A 17,638-nucleotide genomic window follows, 5' to 3' on the forward strand; every position below is an offset into this window, starting at 1 on the left:
GCTACGCCTTGGCCATCTTTAGCAGTGCGATCTGCGAAATTTATGCCAAAAGAGGGAAGCAGAAAGCCTAAAAACCTCTTCCATCTGCATCTCTGCGCTCTTAATGATAAGTTTTTAAGCGGACACGGTATCAACTGGCTACGCCTACGCAGGTATAATTTAAAAGTTGCAAGTGATACCACAATCTGAACCAAACAGTTGTGTTTGCTACTTCGAGTTGCTTAACCTGACTATGGGTGCAGCTATGGTGGTTTTAAAACTTAACTACTTAGGGATGTGCATTAAAATAAAGTACCTGATATCCACGATCGTGGGTTTCGACTACGCTCAACCCACTGGCTGGGATTCGAGTTTTCGTCAATTATGACCGATAAATACTCATATTTTAACTCTAGTTTGGCTTTTTTATAGATAATTATAGTGGGGAATTATCAGCTAAATCCACTTACAAATAAAAAGCCATGAAAGCAAAACCTAAACAACAAATGCGTATATGGGCGATGTTGTGTCATCTCTCGGCTTTGTTAGGGTGGATATTATTGTGTTTTTTGGTATTTCTTGGCATTCCTTTATATTTACCTTTAAATGTTTTGCCTCCACTCATAATTTGGCACTTTAAAAAATCTCAATATCCCTGGATTGATTTACAAGGTAAGGAATCATTAAATTTCCAACTTTCTTTAACTTTTTACACTTTTATTGTTATAACAGCATCCTTAATTTTAGTAGTAACTAGCTTGAGTTTAGCATTGACTACTAATGGTTCAATTAATCAAATAAAAAATACTTTAGATAACTTACTAATTATACTTATGTCATTAATTTTATTCAAACTGCTACTACAATCCTTTGTAGTGACTTTTGCTGCTGTTAAAGCTTACAATGGCGAGCATTATCGTTACCCCTTTACAATTAGAGTTTTACGATAAGCCTATCTGATAGTATACTAGATTCAAAAGAGCGATCGCTAGATGTTATCTACTCAATAACAACCGCCAAGCAGGAGAAAAATATTGCCTAGAAACTTTGATATAACTACATATTAGATGATAATTATAAGTAAATAATAAGTTACATAAATATGAGGATAAAAATTAGATGATTGGAGTTGCGATCGCAGGCACTGGATTTGGTCAAAAAGTCCACATACCCGGATTCCAAGCACATTCTCGCACTGAGGTAGTTGCTGTTTACCACCGCGATATAAATAAAGCCAAAGCCATAGCAGAATCTCATAATATTCGTCACGCTTACGACTCACTTGCAGATATTGTGGCATTACCAGAAGTGCAAGCCGTCAGCATTTCGACACCGCCTTTTTTGCACTATGAAATGGCAAAAACTGTACTGCAAGCTGGAAAACATTTATTACTAGAAAAACCAACAACTTTAAATGCATTTGAAGCAAAAGAACTTTATCAGTTAGCTAAAGCAAAAAGCGTCATTGCAACTGTAGACTTTGAATTTCGCTTTGTACCAGCATGGCAATTGTTTGCAGAATTATTGTCAGAAAACTATGTGGGTGAGTTACGCCTAATTAAAATTGATTGGTTAGGTTCTTCTCGTGCTGATGTTTCACGCCCTTGGAATTGGTATTCTGATAAAGAGAAAGGAGGCGGTGCATTGGGATCTTTGGGTTCTCACGCCTTCGATTATATTCACTGGTTATTTGGGCCAGTGCGTAGATTAAACGCTCATTTAACTACTGCTATTCCTACACGAGTTGACCCGATTAATGGGGAATCTAAGGCAGTGAATACAGATGACAATTGTATATTAACGCTGGAATTAGCCAATGGTACACCTTGCCAACTTTCTATCAGTGCGGTTGTTCATGCAGCAAGAACGCATTGGGTAGAAGTATATGGCGATCGCGGTACATTAATCGTAGGCAGTGAAAATCAAAAAGATTATATACATGGTTTTCGTGTTTGGGGTTCTCAGCCAGGTAAATCTCTAACAGAAATAGAAATACCGAATCGGTTAATTTTTCCCAAAAATTATGCTGATGGCCGGATTTCGGCATTTATCCGCGTAGTAGAGCAATGGGTGCAAGGAATTGACCGCAATCAGGAAATTACCCCATCACTACGCGAAGGAATTTATTCTCAGTTGTTGATGGATTTATCCCATGAATCGCATACAAAAGCAAGTTGGGTAGACGTACCCAGTTTGGAAGGATTTCTTAGCAACTAGAGAGAAAATGAGCAAAACTCCCCGCATTCGTATCCCACCAGAAGTCAAAAAATATGTTTTTGAACGTGACAAATATCAATGCCAAAGCTGCGGTAAAACTACTACAGAAATTTACCTCAGCATTGACCATATCATTCCCCTCGCCCGTGGCGGTCAAAATGATATCAGCAATTTACAAACTCTCTGTCTTACCTGCAATCAGCAGAAAACAGACAACATTGATACCCGTTTCCGGCGATATTTTCAGCATTAGGCTAGAATTGTGTGGGCTATTCGTTTTTTATTTCTATGCCTCAAAATCACAATAGCAATTCCCGAAGATTCCCCAATATTAAAACTACAATTCTTTATCTCTTCACCTTCATGACTGTTTTAGTAATAGCTTTTCCCTGGCTATATGAGGTTAAAACTAAAGCTGGGATCAACATATCACATAGCCGCCACGCAGGAACCTTTTTTGAGAAACATACCTTCGGACTCTTCAGGTGTGAGTGGCTTTATCCCTACCATTGCGATCGCTCTCACGTTAGGTAATATCATTTCTGGTTAAATACTTGTCATTGCTTCATTTCGCTCGCAATGACAACACCCTTGCGATTGCTTCATTGCAATTCGTTCCGTTCGCAATGACATATCAAAACTAATTTACCGGACATGATTTTATATAATCCATGTCCGGTAAATCAAGCTGAATAAAAATATTTGTTCGTAGTAAGGACTTTAGTCCTGGCTTTGGGGACTGAAGTCCCCACTACAAACTGCTTATTATGGCTGAAGTTGACACCAATGTACCGTCGTGAGTCCCTACATCTATTTCAACTGATTTGAGATCGAGCTAACATCAACGGCTAATTTTTTACCCAACTTGAGCAACTGAAGACACTGATTATCTCCTTCATTCCCAAGGCTAGTAATACACACTGGTGCTATCTGACTTTGCAGACAACTAAAGTATAGTTCCTGCGATCGCTGTAGGGAAATATGAATATTTAGTTGATCCCCGACATCAATCAATCGTTCCAATAGTTGGATATCTGCATTAAAGCTACCATTGGCATCGTGCAACAATTGCCAGAGCGATCGCGCAATTAACTGTTCTAACATTTGCTTACCGTCGGGAATATTCAGCCGACAACGCAGATGTTTTGCTTCAGTAGCGATCGCCTCTAATTCTAGGATGTGACTCCAACTCTTTTGGGGATCGGCAATCTCTTGCTCAAGCGATCGTAATGTCATCAGACAGCGATGCCCTAAAGCAATATCTGCTGCAACCTGTAATTCTTGCGGTACTGCTATTTCATCTCGATGAAACGCCATCAGCACACCATAATTATCACGGTAGGCTTGGGTATACAGCTGTCCTAAACGTGTCAGTGTTTCCTGACTCAGCAGCCCCATAATCCGATGACGTTCTTCAGCAAATAGATTCTGTAAGTTGAAAGCTTCTTCTCCAAATAGCTGTGTCATCGCCAAGATAGTATGAGCCGCACTAGCTTGTTTTAGCGCCCCAAACAGCTTTTCTTTTAATTGGCTGTAGTTACGCCGTCCAGTAAATTGTTGAATGCAGCAGTGGAAATCCCAGCCTCCCAAATGCAAAACGGCAAATACCAAATGCTCACTTTCCCAAGTAATCTCTGATACCAGCTTTAAATTTCCGACAGCCAGAGTTAGCGATCCCATCCGTTGCAGTTGGTAATCTAACTCATTAGCAGCGTAGCAATAAACTTTTTTGTGGTAACGCTGAGACTGTTTGTCCGCCACATCTTTTCTAGGCAAAGAATTGTGCGTCTGTGCTGGTTTCTGATTAGTAAATAGGGAAGTAATGGCGTAATGGGCTGCTACTTGCTTAAAGCCAAGCTGGGCAGTTAACACGAGTTGCCGATAAATTTCCGCACCGTGTTTGAACTGATCCACATTACTGGGGGCTAAACCAAGACGTTTGACAAAGCCTTTTTCCAACTGCACGCCAGCCACATCCCCTGCCAATTCCAAAGCACGGGCGGCGTAGCGCAGAATTTGCGTCCCCTCTGGACGGGAAATTTCTTCAAAAAACCAACCGCAACTAGTGAACATCAACAAAGCGTGACGCTGCATTTCTAACAAGCGCAAAGCGTCTACTTGTTCGGCTGCTGTTAGTTTGTGGGTTTGATGACGGGCGAGGAAGCGGTTGACATTGGTAGCAGAGCGATCGCGCATTACTTGGATATATTCATCCCGTGCTAACCAAGGATCGCGAAATAACTGTCTACCATGTTCTGCATACACTTCAGTTAGCTGATCCCGCAGCCAATTTAGGGCATCCCGCAAGGGACGACGCCATTTCTGATGCCAAACACCGCCTTCTCCACCACAACCACAGTCATCCTCCCATCTGCCGACACCGTGGGCGCAACTCCAGGCTGTGACTGACTTTAATTCCACCTCCCAACTGGGAGAATTTAAGCTCAAGTAGTGGGCAAAGTTTGTTACCGTCCAACCCTGTTGAGGAAACTCTTTGGTAAAGGCATAGGCTAAAGTTTTCTCAGTTCCCTTTTTGTGGTGTCCGAAGGTTTCCCCATCTGTCGCCACCGAGATTAACTGTGCAAGACGATGATCCCCACGCACTGCCGAACCGATACGTCCGGCAAAGTGAGTGGAATTATAAACGACATCACTAAAACCCATATCCCGCGATATCGGCCCATCGTAGAAGAAGATATCAATGTAGGGTAATTCTTCTGTCCCGCTATTGTTGGGGCTAGTGGCGATCGCCTCCGGCGGGGCGTAGCCCATCGCACTCAGAGGTGAAGATGAAGTGTCTAGTGTCGGCTTCAAATAACAACGATAGGGACGGGTGGAATCAATCTGACTACCACCGACTTCGATCCATTCAGGATGGGGACGATCTTCTGTGGGGAGGGGACGACAACGCAGTGCTTGAGACGGTGCCAGGACAATGAAGCGAATACCCTCAGCAACTAGAGCTTCTAAGGTTGCGTAGTCTACAGCAGTTTCTGCTAGCCACATCCCTTCGGGATCGCGTCCAAAGCGGGAGCGGAAGTCTTCTTTACCCCAGCGAATTTGGGTATATTTGTCGCGTTCATTCGCCAGGGGCATGATGATGTGATTGTATACTTGCGCGATCGCATTGCCGTGACCATGTAAGCGTTGGCTACTCTTGGCATCCGCCTCTAAAATCCGCTGATAAACTTCCACATCGTAGCGTTCTAGCCACGACATCAGCGTTGGGCCAATATTAAAACTGAAATACTCGTAATTATTGACGATCCCCACCACTTCACCTTGGTCATTTAAGACTCTGGCAAAGGCGTTTGGACGATAGCATTCCCAATGAATCCGCTCATTCCAGTCATGGAAAGGTGCAGCGCTCGGTTGGCGTTCAATTGCGTCCAGATAAGGGTTTTCCCTTGGTGGCTGGTAAAAATGACCATGCACCGTCACATAAACACCATTAGCCTTGTTCAGGGGATCGGTTTCTTTAGTGTTATTGGGATCTGAATGTAATGTTAACGTTGAGCCAGAGCTAGCTGGCATTTCAGCAGCAGAAGTCATGTATATTTATCCAAAACAAAAAACTTACAGTTGCACCGAAAACATTGTGCGTAAACCTTTCTCCAATAGTTTGAACACAAAATCCGGTATAAACAACAACTATGAAATCCAATTAAATTTTCGACAAAGCTGTTTTATTGTAGTGGGAAATCTGCGTTATCGCACAGCCCTTTCCCTGGAGGCTTAAAATAATTAGCCATTGAACAAAGCCTCAGTTAGGGTTTTTTTCTTCTTTAGCGCCAATCAAAATTTTAATTGTCTTTTAATATATTAAACCCCATTTTTGATGTAATATTTTGGCTTAAATTCATACTTTTGCAACAAAAGATTACAAGAACTGATTATATCGCAATTTTGCGTTACACAACATCCGCAGCGTTGAATGGAAAACAGTACAATCTCTGAATGGTTCTACAGGCGGTTGAGAGTACCATATCGGAGTGCTGAATGAAAATAATTGTTAATTCAACACTCCAAATTTGAAACTTAGGATTGCTCGCTGTGAATGATACCCTCAACTTAAGACAACAAATGTCAACCAAAAACATTATTCTTTTCGTTTTACTACTGTTCATCCCGGTTTCTGTAGCAGCCCACTTTCTGGAATGGGGAGAATTGACAGTTTTCATTACAGCCGGATTAGCCATTCTGCCCTTAGCAGCTTGGATGGGTACAGCGACAGAAGAAATTGCTGTCGTAGTTGGGCCATCGCTGGGAGGCTTGTTAAACGCCACCTTTGGCAATGCTACAGAATTAATCATCGCCTTAGTAGCGTTGAACGCTGGGTTAATCGATGTAGTCAAAGCTAGTATCACGGGATCGATTATTAGCAACTTACTACTAGTGATGGGTTTTTCCATGCTTTTGGGAGGACTGCGCTACAAAGAACAGACATTTCAGCCAATTGTGGCGCGGGTGAATGCTGCTTCGATGAATTTGGCAGTGATTGCCATTTTGATGCCAACGGCAATGAATTATACTTCTCAAGGAATTAACGAAGAAACACTGCAAAATCTTTCTATTGCTGTTGCCGTAGTCTTAATCTTGGTTTATGCCCTAACGCTGCTATTTTCGATGAAAACCCACTCCTATTTGTATGATGTAGGTGTAGCGGAGACAGAAGAACAAGAAGAAACCCCTCACGCAAAACCAAATATGATGTTGTGGGTTGGTGTGCTGCTAGTATGTACCTTACTAGTGGCAATTGAGTCAGAAATGCTAGTAGATTCTCTAGAAGTGGCCACATCTCAGCTAGGTTTGACGGCACTGTTTACAGGGGTGATATTGGTTCCCATCGTCGGTAACGCGGCTGAACACGCTACAGCAGTCACCGTGGCAATGAAAAATAAGATGGATCTTTCCCTTTCGGTAGCTGTGGGATCGAGTATGCAGATTGCCCTATTTGTTGCACCCGTGTTAGTTATAGCAGGGCGGATATTAGGTAAACCAATGGATTTAGATTTCAAACCCTTTGAATTAGTAGCTGTGGTTGTGTCAGTGTTGATTGCCAACAGTATTAGTTCTGATGGTAAGTCCAATTGGCTGGAAGGCACTTTGTTATTAGCTGCTTATACAGTATTGGGGTTCGCCTTCTACTTCCATCCAGTTATGGAAGGTATGGGGTAGTACCGCAAGGCGGAAGTCAAAAGTTAAAAGTTTTGTATATCAAGGCTTTTGCTTGTTTAAAATAGTGGCTTGATTTCCGCCGCGCTGTACTAGTTAGTAGTGCGACGCCGAGTAGCCCGTCGTAGAGATCGCTCATATTTTAACGGATTCGCAAAAGTCTCCACCCTTAACGCCAGTAAAATAAAGAGATATAAGAGCGATCGCCTGTATGAGCTACTGCCTTAACCCTCATTGTCCTAAGCCTGAAAATCCCAATCATGTAAATTTTTGCGTGACTTGCGGTGCAAAATTACTCCTCAAAGAACGTTATCGTGCTATAAAACCAATCGGACAAGGTGGTTTTGGCAAAACTTTCTTAGCTGTAGATGAGGATAAACCCTCAAAACCACGCTGCGTAATTAAGCAATTTTATCCTCAATCTCAAGGCACTAACACTCTGGCAAAAGCCGTAGAGTTATTTAATCAAGAAGCGGTGCAGTTAGATGAATTGGGCAAACATCCCCAAATTCCCGAACTACTGGCATATTTTACCCAAGAAGCTCGGCAGTATCTCGTACAAGAATTTATCGACGGGCAAAACTTAGCTCAAGAATTAGCACATAGAGGCGCTTTCAATGAAATACAAATCCGGCAACTATTAAATGATTTATTATCAGTATTGCAATTTTGTCACGCCAGACACGTAATTCACCGCGATATCAAGCCAGAAAATATTATTTTACGCGAGAGCGATCGCAAACTAGTATTAGTAGATTTCGGTGCTGCTAAATCTGCCACTGGCGCTGCCTTAAATCAAACTGGTACAAGTATTGGTAGTCCAGAATATGTAGCCCCAGAGCAAATGAGAGGTAGGGCTGTATTTGCCAGCGATATTTACAGTTTGGGTGCTACTTGTATTAATTTATTAACTAAGCGATCGCCCTTCGATTCTTATGATACTAACAACGATACTTGGATATGGCAGCAATACTTGCAAACTCCCGTTAGTAATGAGTTGAGTCGCATTCTCAACAAGATGCTAGAAAGTATTCCAATTCGGCGTTATCAAACTGTAGACGAAGTTCTCAAAGACTTAAATAAATACTCGCCAGCAGCATCAAACCCAGCGGTTACACCAAAACCTATCCCTCAATCACCATCAAATTCTCCACCCAATTTTGTCTCAAAATCTCCTAGTCAAATTGATCTAGAATTAGAACAAATGAAAACCCAATTTTTGGGTAGTAGCAAACCTCAACCAAATAAAATACAGCCACAAAACCCCACACCTCAGCCTTCTAATAAAAGTAAAATAGATGAAGAGTTAGAAGAATTAAAAACCAAATATCTTGGAAATAACAACCCTTAATATTAAGGTAGTGAGAAAGACATAAGATGTTATACATCTAAGAAAGCACATTTAGGCAGCAGAGGGGCAGAGGAACAAGAGAGAAAGATTGATGCCTTTTCTCTAAAATGAAAAAGATGCAAGTTAATTAGACCTGTTGCAAAAGTCGGGGTAAAGGTGAAGGGAAAAAGGGTAAATAAACTCAAAATCCTTTCCCTTTAACATGCAACCTTTTCCCTAAGAGTGCAAAATATATTTTTGCAAGATGCCTAATTAACAGTGATAACTGAACAAAAAAAGTGGCTCTGTAAGAGCCACTTTAAAATTTACAATTTAAAACTCTCTAAACATTTGGAGATGTTGTAGGTGTTGTAGGTGTAGTTGGTTCTGTAGCTTGCATCGGTTTCGGTGTAGAAGTTTGCACTGATGCTTCAGAAATCGGCGTCCATTCGGTGTGGAAGGCTCCGGGCTTATCAAGTCGCTCGTAGGTGTGCGCTCCGAAGTAGTCGCGTTGAGCTTGAGTGAGGTTTTGGGGCAAGCGATCGCGTCGATAGCTGTCAAAATAATCTAATGACGCACTGAATGCTGGCACTGGAATGCCCAGTTTTGCTGCTGTTGCCAACACTTCGCGCCAAGCTGTTTGTCTGTCGAGAATCGTCTGCTTGAATTCCGGGGCTAATAGCAGGTTAGGTGGCGCTGGATTTTCGTTAAATGCCTTCTTGATCTTATTCAAAAATCCAGCACGAATAATACAGCCACCCTTCCAAATCCGCGCCATTTCACCTAAATTCAAGTTAAAATTATAGGTTTTTGAAGCTGTAGCTAGCAGTGCCATGCCCTGAGCGTAAGAACAGATTTTCGAGCAATACAGGGCATCTCGCACCATGTTGATAAAGGCTTTGGTATCTCCCTCATACTTGCCAGAAGGGCCAGTAAGTATCTTGGATGCTGCTACCCGCTCTTTTTTGAAGGAAGACATGATCCGGGCATTTACCGCTGCAATGATTGTTGGTACAGCAACACCCAAATCCATTGCAGTTTGCACTGTCCAGCGTCCGGTTCCCTTTTGCCCTGCGGCATCAACAATCAAATCGACTAAGGGTAGATTTGTTTCTGGATCAATGTAGGGGAAAATCTTTGCCGTAATTTCAATCAAAAACGAATTGAGTTCGTCGGTAGTGTTCCATTCGGTAAAAACTTCGTGTAGCTGATTATGGTCTAGTCCAGCAACATTTTTCAGCAAGTCGTAGGCTTCAGCAATCAGCTGCATATCGCCGTACTCAATGCCGTTGTGTACCATTTTGACGTAGTGACCGGCGCCACCAGGACCACAATAGGTTACGCAAGGACCATCGTCAACTTGGGCAGCAATTTTATTAAAAATTGGCGATAGATACTCGTAGGAGCTTTCTGTACCTCCTGGCATGAGTGAAGGCCCATTTAGCGCACCTTCTTCACCACCGCTGACACCCATCCCGATAAACCGAAGTCCAGCCGGTTCTAGTTCCTGAGTGCGTCGTTCCGTATCTTCAAACCAAGAGTTGCCACCGTCGATAATGATATCGCCTTCGTCTAACAAGGGTTTGAGTTGAGCAATCACCGCATCCACTGGCTTACCAGCTTGCACCATTACTAGAATTTTGCGGGGACGTTCCAATAACGCAACGAATTCTTCTAGAGTAAAAGCGGCTTTGACGTTCCGTCCTGGCGCACGGTGCGCCATAAACGCATCCGTTTTTTCTCGGGAGCGGTTGTAAACTGCAATTGGGAAGCCATTGCGCTCCACGTTTAGAGCGATGTTCTCACCCATAACGGCTAATCCAATCACACCAAAGCTTTGTAGTGTCATAAAAAATTTCTGGCTAACTCTTGCAGATCCTTTTACTTTAAGGGTAGTCCGATATTTTCCCTTCTCTCCTAAAGAAGACCTTAAGACTTGAATAAATGACAAAAATCCACAACTAACAGGGATAATTAATTTTAAATTGTATCTAAATCAACAATTGACTGGCAAAATTTGCAAAATTGAAATAATTAAAGGACGTAGTAAGGAGTAACCAAATAATGCTGGCATATGTCCTAGCTTTAGTGGTCGGTCTTGGTAGTTTAGCCATTTATATAGCAGCTTTCTTTTTCCCAGAAATCCACCGCAAGAATGACTTTATCTGGAGTGGTGTAGGGCTGTTCTACGCCTTAGTCTTATGGGTGTTTGCGCCACGCATTACTGGGGGTTTGTTGCTCGGTCATGTGGCTAGTGTGGCTCTTTTGGTCTGGTTTGGCTGGCAAACTCTATCATTACGTCGGCAATTGACCCCACAGGCACAACAAACCCAAGTACCCAGTGCTGAGACGGTAAAAACTGGCATTCAAGAACAGGTGAATAAGTTGTCCCTTCAGGAACGGCTGGGCCAGTTGCAAAAAGGTCTGGGTAACACTTTCAGTGGCGCAAAAGACAAGGTGCAGCAGACTGTGAGCAAAAAGACACCCACAACCCCTAAACCTGAAGATATTATCTCTGTAATGTCAGAGAAACCTGCTGTTGAGATTATTGACAAAACTATTGTCATACCAAAACAACCAGTAGAGGAGACAGTTACTACCGACACCGAAGCAAAAACCGAGAGTGTACCGGAAGCGATTCCCCCACATCCCCCATCTCCTGAATTGGTGGAAGCAGCGCAACCAGATTTTGAAATTGAGGATAAGCAACCGATTCCCGTAGAAGAAATTGCGCCGGATGCAGTACTCGCTCCCCCAGCAGAAATGCCACCTGAGCAAATACCACCTACTCAGGCTGGTTGAATGCTGTGAAACCCAACGTTAACCTAATATAATGTTGGGTTTCACTGAACTTACTTTAATGTTTTGCCACAAATTGGCTGCAACAAACCTAGATAAATGACCAACATTAGTTGTTGCGATGCCTACGGCGGCAAGCTACGCAACATCTGCATCGATAATAGTTACAGCTTGGGCTACTAAAGTTATGTCACCCTCCATAGTCTTATCAACAGTTGCATCCAACAGAATAACTTGAGTCACCAAGTTATAGCCTTTAACTCAACAGGGAATAATTTACGATCAGATAAACGATCCTCATCTAAAGCGTGAATTAAAGCTCTTAACAAACTAGGGATAAAAATTATGAACATCCAACTTCAAGCAGAATACGAGCAATTTATACAAACCCGAATTGCTACAGGTAGATATGCAAATGCTGAAGATGTGATTGCTAAAGCATTGAAACTGCTGGAAGAATGGGAGAAGGGTTATCAGGAATGGGAAGAAGAAACCCAGAAAAAAATAGCTGTTGGGCTTATTTCTATTGAACGTGGAGACGTAATAGATGGTGAAGTAGTAATAGCGCAACTATCAGAAAAATTACGCAAAGCGCGTGAGACTCAAGAGTAATGGAATATTTTATTGCCAAAGAAGCAAGCCAAGATTTAGATGAAATTTTGGATTATTTTCTAGTTAGCAATATCAACGCAGGGGAAAGATTTATTCAAAAATTTAATAAAAAGTGCCAAAACATAGCTCAATTTCCGAATATAGGACGAAGTTATGGCAAATTTGATGCAAGCCTTAGAGGAATAGCCTTAGATGGCTACATTATATTTTATCGAGTTTTTGAAGATAGTGTTGTAATTGTACGAGTAATTAGCGGTTATCGGGATTTAAAATCTATATTTGCAGATGTGGACGATGAATAGATTGTTGAGTTGTCCAATTCAGACTGTTTCTCTTTCGGCAAAATTTATTCTTGCAAAATCTGTAAAGTATATGTTTTGCTGTCCAATGAGGTTTTAAAGGAGTTTTAGCTTAAATTGACACGTATGTCCCGCACTTTTAAGAAGAAACAGCTTTCAAATGTGAGCCATGATGAGATAAGTAGTTCGAGTTAATCACCCGATTACGCCCAGAAGTTTTAGCCTGTAACAGACATTGATCGGCACGATATAGCAGACTCTCTCCTTTCTCATCATCCTCAGCTTGCAGAGAGGCTGTACCCAAACTAATGGTGATATTAATTGTCAGTTTATTGTTGAGGGCAAATGGTTCGTCGCTGACTACACGATTGAGACGACGGGCTACTAGTAGTGCTTCCTCATCGGTAGTGTTAGCCAGAAGTATTACAAATTCTTCGCCACCATAGCGGAATGCCGTATCTTGACAGCGTAGATTGTGGCGCAAACGCTGACATAATACTTGCAAAATGCGATCGCCTACTAAATGCCCGTGAGTATCGTTAACTTTCTTAAAATGATCTACATCCAGAATAATCAAACTCAGGGAAGTTTTTTGAGTCCTGGCTCTTTGAATTTGCCTGGGTAAGTCCCATTCTAAAGCACGACGATTATTTAATTCTGTCAACGAATCGGCTAAGGCGATCGCAGATAACATATCATTTGTCCGAATCAAATCTCGGTATTTTTGTGCTTTCCGCAAGCCAACTGTCAATTGAGCAAGTATTAGTCCATGATTAGCAGTCAACTCTGCCAAGCTATAGTCTGTTTTTTCTTCAATAAGATGCCAAATATATGCATCGGCTCCTTGCTTTAGTGCCGCAGCACTCATTTCCAATTCCCTATGCCAACCTTTATTTCGATCGGCAAGCTGCTGGGAACGATCCTCGAAAAGAATACAATATATCCACGATAGTTTTGTCTGATCTTTCAACCAACCGCAGAGTTCCATACTACTATCCAGGCTAGCCTGCACCAGGATTATATCGGGGGGTGTTGTTTTAATCCGCGACACTGCTCGATCTAAATTGTCTATAACTTCTACACTAAAAGCAGTCGCATAACGGATCTGATCTGGAAGTGTGGCGATAAAATTATTTTTTCCAAAGATCAGAATAGAAATATTCATTGCTTTATTTTTTATCCTATTTAAATTTTAAATAAATTCACTTGGGTAACTACTGCTCTTGTGTCTAATACTAAAAATGATGTTCTAGGCTAAATTATATTTTTTTTACATCTTGTTTTTTGAGCATCGATTAGATAGTGAACTTCCAAATTTAATCTCATTTTAATACTTGATGTTTACTACTACCGTTTCGAAAACATTCATTTCTAATAACTAATGTCTTCTTTACAGTTTATTTTTAAAACAGTAAAAATACTGAACATTATTTAAATGCGTAAAAACTATTGTTGTGGTTTCTTAAGTACTATTTCCATGATAAAATTACCGAAATAAATAGTTTGTAATAACCATTCCATTAAGTATACAAATTTATTCTCAAGTAGAAAAATAAAGAAAATATAAAGTTTATTAATTGAATTATCAAATTTGAAATTTTATTATGCAATTCAAAATATTACTTTCCATAAAAGTTTTTAGCCTTTTTCTTTATAAGCTAGGCTTAGATCGCATATTAAGAAAGTCTTTAAAATATATATAATATACACAGCAAAACTACCTCCTGCTATGTACAGTAGCTTTTTGGGGCTTACCTCCCATCTAAATAAAGACAGAACTTATCGGGTAAAATTTTATGTTAAATTTAACCCAAAAAACCAATGCGTTAGCAGGAGAAATAAAATATTTCTGCCTATCTTTTATCTAGATTTGCCTATTTACTTAATTCACGTCTTTTTTATTTGCTGTAACATCATAAATTTAGAAAACAAAGCTAAATAAAAAAATTATGTCAAAACCTGCCACTAATTTGGGGAAGTTATTTCTATTCCGCCTTTCTACAGGCGGAAAATATAAAAAAATTTTGTTAGCGTCGCTTGAGATATTAAAGTCTAAACTTCTTCTGTGAAAAGCTGGAATCCGATCGATAACCTTCTCCAGCGTAACCACCAGCAGCAACAATTACCTGTTTGATTGACTCCTCAGAAGTTTCGGACTCCACCGTAACAGTTTTAGCGTTAATATCAACATCCACTTTGACTTCAGTTTCCATAACCTAGTAATTATTTCTGCACATCCCTCAAAAGCAATATTTGATACTTTCAGTTTTAGTGCCATTTGCTACCTCAGTATGGGAATTTTAAAGTATTTCTTAATGATTAATTTTAAGCATCGAAATGCGATGTTTACGACGGGCTACGCCTGTGCACATCCTGCCAAAGTCAGATAGTAGCTTAATAGCATCCTAGTAACTGCATATATTTCACCCAATGGCAGAATTCGCTGGCAGTAATATGAAACAAAATGCAAGAATATATAAAGCTATTTATGAAAATACACCTACCTAGTGCCGCTACGCCTAAGTCGAAAGTCTAAAGTTAAAAACACCTATGTCTTCAAATCCCCAGTACCTAAGCGGTAACGAAATTCGCAACATATTTCTCGACTTCTTTGCTCAACGGGAACACCAAATTCTCCCAAGTGCCTCCCTCGTGCCAGAAGACCCAACTGTACTGCTGACGATCGCGGGGATGCTACCATTTAAGCCAATATTCTTGGGGCAGCGCACGCCAGAATTTAAACGGGCTACGACTTCGCAAAAGTGTATCCGTACCAACGACATTGAGAATGTTGGACGCACCAAGCGGCATCACACATTTTTTGAGATGCTGGGTAATTTCAGCTTTGGTGATTATTTTAAAGAACAAGCGATCGCTTGGGGTTGGGAAATCTCCACACAAGTCTTTGGCTTTTCCCCCCAAAATCTCGTCGTCAGCGTTTTTGAAGATGATGATGAAGCTTTTGGAATTTGGCGCGATCAAATCGGTGTGCCGGTAGCGAGAATTAAACGCTTGGGCGAAGATGATAATTTTTGGGTATCTGGGCCGACTGGCCCTTGTGGCCCTTGTTCCGAAATTTATTATGACTTCCACCCAGAACGCGGTGACGAAAATATAGACTTAGAAGACGATTCCCGGTTCATCGAGTTTTACAACCTCGTCTTCATGCAATATAACCGGGATGCTTCCGGGAATTTAACGCCACTGCAAAACAAGAACATCGACACTGGCATGGGTTTGGAGAGGATGGCGCAAATTCTCCAAAAAGTACCCAATAACTACGAAACTGACTTGATTTTTCCAATTATCCAAACAGCAGCGCAAATTGCTGGCATTGATTACCACAAAAGTGATGAAAAAACCAAAGTCTCTCTAAAAGTTATTGGCGATCACGTTCGTTCTGTTGTCCACATGATTGCTGATGAAATTCGCGCTTCCAACGTTGGACGCGGTTATGTACTGCGGCGATTAATTCGGCGGGTGGTGCGTCATGGGCGGTTAATTGGGATTTCTGGCGAATTTACTACTCAAGTTGCTGAAACTGCGATCGCTCTTTCGGAATCAGCTTACCCCAATGTGCGTCAGCGAGAAGCAGCAATTAAAGCTGAGTTGCAACGGGAAGAATCGAATTTCCTCAGAACTCTGGATAGAGGCGAAAAACTGCTAGAAGAAATCATCCAAGAGGTGAAACAGCGAGGGGAAACTCAAATTAGCGGTGAAAGCGCATTTACTCTTTATGACACCTACGGATTTCCACTCGAACTGACTCAAGAAGTTGCCGAGGAAAATAATCTGACAGTCGATGACGTGGGATTTGATGCCGAAATGCAAAAGCAGGTGGAACGTGCCAAAGCAGCACATGAAACCATCGATTTAACTGTACAAGGTTCCCTCGACAAACTAGCAGAACACATTAAAGTCACCGAATTTATCGGCTATACTCAACCTGCTGCAACTGCGAAAGTCGAAGCGATATTAGTAGAAGGTGTTTGCCAAGAGGAAGCAGAAGCGGGGACAGAAGTGCAAATTGTCCTTGACAAAACGCCATTTTATGCTGAATCTGGGGGACAAATCGGCGATCGCGGTTATATCTCTGGTGATGGTATCGTAATTCGGGTAGAAGACGTGAAGAAAGAATCTGATTTCTTTGTTCACTTCGGACGCATCGAACGCGGTACACTGCGCGTAGGCGATCGCGTCACCGCCCAAATCGATCCGGCTTGTCGCCGTCGCGCCCAAGCTAACCATACCGCAACGCACCTATTGCAAGCGGCATTGAAAAAAATTGTTGATGAGGGCATATCTCAAGCAGGTTCCCTGGTTTCCTTTGACAGGTTGCGCTTCGATTTCAACTGTCCCCGCGCGTTGACAGCAGAGGAAGTGCAACAAGTTGAAGAACAGGTGAACGCTTGGATTGCTGAGGCTCATGCTGCGAAAGTGGAAGTATTACCTTTAGCCGAGGCGAAAGCTAGGGGTGCTGTTGCCATGTTCGGAGAAAAATACGGCGAGGAAGTGCGGGTAATTGACTTTCCCAGCGTATCAATGGAACTATGCGGTGGAACTCATGTCAGTAATACTGCTGAAATCGGCGTATTCAAGATTATCTCGGAAGCTGGCGTGGCTTCTGGGGTGCGGCGGATTGAAGCTGTTTCGGGGCCAGCAATCCTAGATTATCTGAATCTGCGGGATAAAGTAGTTAAAGATTTGAGCGATCGCTTTAAAGTTAAACCCGAAGAATTACCAGACAGAATCACAAGTCTGCAAAGCGAACTGAGAAATAGCCAAAAGGAATTAGAAACCTTAAAGGTACAATTAGCGATCGCTAAATCAGACAGCTTGCTACAAACAGCCCAAACCGTAGGCGATTCTAAAATTATTGTCGCCCAATTAGAAGATGTCGATCCAGAATCATTAAAAACCGCAGCCGAACGCTTGTTGCAAAAAATCGGTAACGGTGCAGTGGTACTGGGTTCTGTTCCCGAAGAGGGAAAAGTGAGTATAGTTGCAGCTTTTAGTTCAGAAGTGAACAAAAAAGGTTTGCAAGCTGGTAAATTTGTAGGTGCGATCGCTAAAATTTGTGGCGGCGGCGGCGGTGGAAGACCAAACTTAGCCCAAGCCGGCGGACGCGATGCAAGTAAATTACCAGATGCGTTGGCACAAGCGGAAAGTGATTTAAAGTCCGCGTTGGGTTAACCAAACCGAAGGGGAACTCTTAAATAGGGGAAGA

General features: G+C 41.8%; 12 protein-coding genes and 2 pseudogenes. 10 read left to right on the top strand and 4 right to left on the bottom strand.

Features of this window, described 5'->3' with window-relative positions:
• Positions 1-461 precede the first annotated feature (461 nt).
• From AC1F2U_RS08580 to AC1F2U_RS08595, 4 genes are all read left to right on the top strand, one after another.
• Positions 462-929 (top strand): DUF4870 domain-containing protein, encoded by a 468-nt coding sequence (locus AC1F2U_RS08580; RefSeq protein ID WP_480260716.1) that lies wholly within the window; start codon positions 462-464, stop codon positions 927-929.
• Between the two features lie 169 nt (positions 930-1,098).
• Positions 1,099-2,196 carry a Gfo/Idh/MocA family protein gene (locus AC1F2U_RS08585; RefSeq protein WP_480260717.1) on the top strand — a complete coding sequence of 366 codons (1,098 nt, stop codon included), beginning with the start codon at positions 1,099-1,101 and terminating at the stop codon, positions 2,194-2,196.
• Between the two features lie 7 nt (positions 2,197-2,203).
• Positions 2,204-2,449 (top strand): HNH endonuclease, encoded by a 246-nt coding sequence (locus AC1F2U_RS08590; protein ID WP_480260718.1) that lies wholly within the window; start codon positions 2,204-2,206, stop codon positions 2,447-2,449.
• Between the two features lie 35 nt (positions 2,450-2,484).
• Complete coding sequence (locus tag AC1F2U_RS08595) at positions 2,485-2,730, top strand: hypothetical protein (RefSeq protein ID WP_480260719.1); 246 nt, start codon at positions 2,485-2,487, stop codon at positions 2,728-2,730.
• Between the two features lie 276 nt (positions 2,731-3,006).
• Here AC1F2U_RS08595 and AC1F2U_RS08600 read toward each other — a convergent pair whose 3' ends face one another.
• Complete coding sequence (locus AC1F2U_RS08600; RefSeq protein ID WP_480260720.1) at positions 3,007-5,748, bottom strand: DUF3536 domain-containing protein; 2,742 nt, start codon at positions 5,746-5,748, stop codon at positions 3,007-3,009.
• Between the two features lie 531 nt (positions 5,749-6,279).
• Between AC1F2U_RS08600 and cax the strand changes: the two genes are divergently transcribed.
• Together cax and AC1F2U_RS08610 are read left to right on the top strand one after the other, a co-directional pair.
• Positions 6,280-7,374: a calcium/proton exchanger gene (cax, locus tag AC1F2U_RS08605; protein WP_480260721.1), complete on the top strand. Its 1,095-nt coding sequence runs from the start codon at positions 6,280-6,282 to the stop codon at positions 7,372-7,374.
• Positions 7,375-7,582: 208 nt separating this feature from the next.
• A complete protein-coding gene (locus AC1F2U_RS08610) occupies positions 7,583-8,722 on the top strand; it encodes a protein kinase domain-containing protein (RefSeq protein WP_480260722.1) in 1,140 nt (379 codons plus the stop codon).
• 406 nt (positions 8,723-9,128) lie between these two features.
• Here the strand turns inward: AC1F2U_RS08610 and gndA are convergent.
• Positions 9,129-10,550: pseudogene (gene gndA, locus AC1F2U_RS08615) on the bottom strand (NADP-dependent phosphogluconate dehydrogenase); the annotation flags it as partial.
• Between the two features lie 215 nt (positions 10,551-10,765).
• Here gndA and AC1F2U_RS08620 point away from each other — a divergent pair.
• The 3 genes from AC1F2U_RS08620 (at position 10,766) to AC1F2U_RS08630 (ending at position 12,414) form a co-directional block, all read left to right on the top strand.
• Entirely contained in the window at positions 10,766-11,503 is a 738-nt protein-coding gene (locus AC1F2U_RS08620; protein ID WP_480260723.1) for a Ycf66 family protein, read from the top strand.
• Between the two features lie 342 nt (positions 11,504-11,845).
• A complete protein-coding gene (locus AC1F2U_RS08625; protein ID WP_480260724.1) occupies positions 11,846-12,112 on the top strand; it encodes a ribbon-helix-helix domain-containing protein in 267 nt (88 codons plus the stop codon).
• Positions 12,112-12,414, top strand: a complete 303-nt coding sequence (locus AC1F2U_RS08630) for a type II toxin-antitoxin system RelE/ParE family toxin (RefSeq protein WP_480260725.1) — start codon at positions 12,112-12,114, stop codon at positions 12,412-12,414. Before AC1F2U_RS08625 ends, AC1F2U_RS08630 begins: the two co-directional genes overlap by 1 nt.
• A gap of 136 nt (positions 12,415-12,550) precedes the next feature.
• Here AC1F2U_RS08630 and AC1F2U_RS08635 read toward each other — a convergent pair whose 3' ends face one another.
• Entirely contained in the window at positions 12,551-13,576 is a 1,026-nt protein-coding gene (locus tag AC1F2U_RS08635) for a GGDEF domain-containing protein (protein WP_480260726.1), read from the bottom strand.
• Positions 13,577-14,456: 880 nt separating this feature from the next.
• Positions 14,457-14,689: pseudogene (locus AC1F2U_RS08640) on the bottom strand (copper chaperone).
• Positions 14,690-14,961: 272 nt separating this feature from the next.
• On the opposite strand from AC1F2U_RS08640, the gene alaS reads away from it, so the two are divergent.
• On the top strand, positions 14,962-17,604 hold the full coding sequence (gene alaS, locus AC1F2U_RS08645) for an alanine--tRNA ligase (RefSeq protein ID WP_480260727.1): 2,643 nt from the start codon (positions 14,962-14,964) through the stop codon (positions 17,602-17,604).
• Positions 17,605-17,638 lie beyond the last annotated feature (34 nt).

It is taken from the genome of Nostoc sp. LEGE 12454 (genome assembly GCF_056620565.1).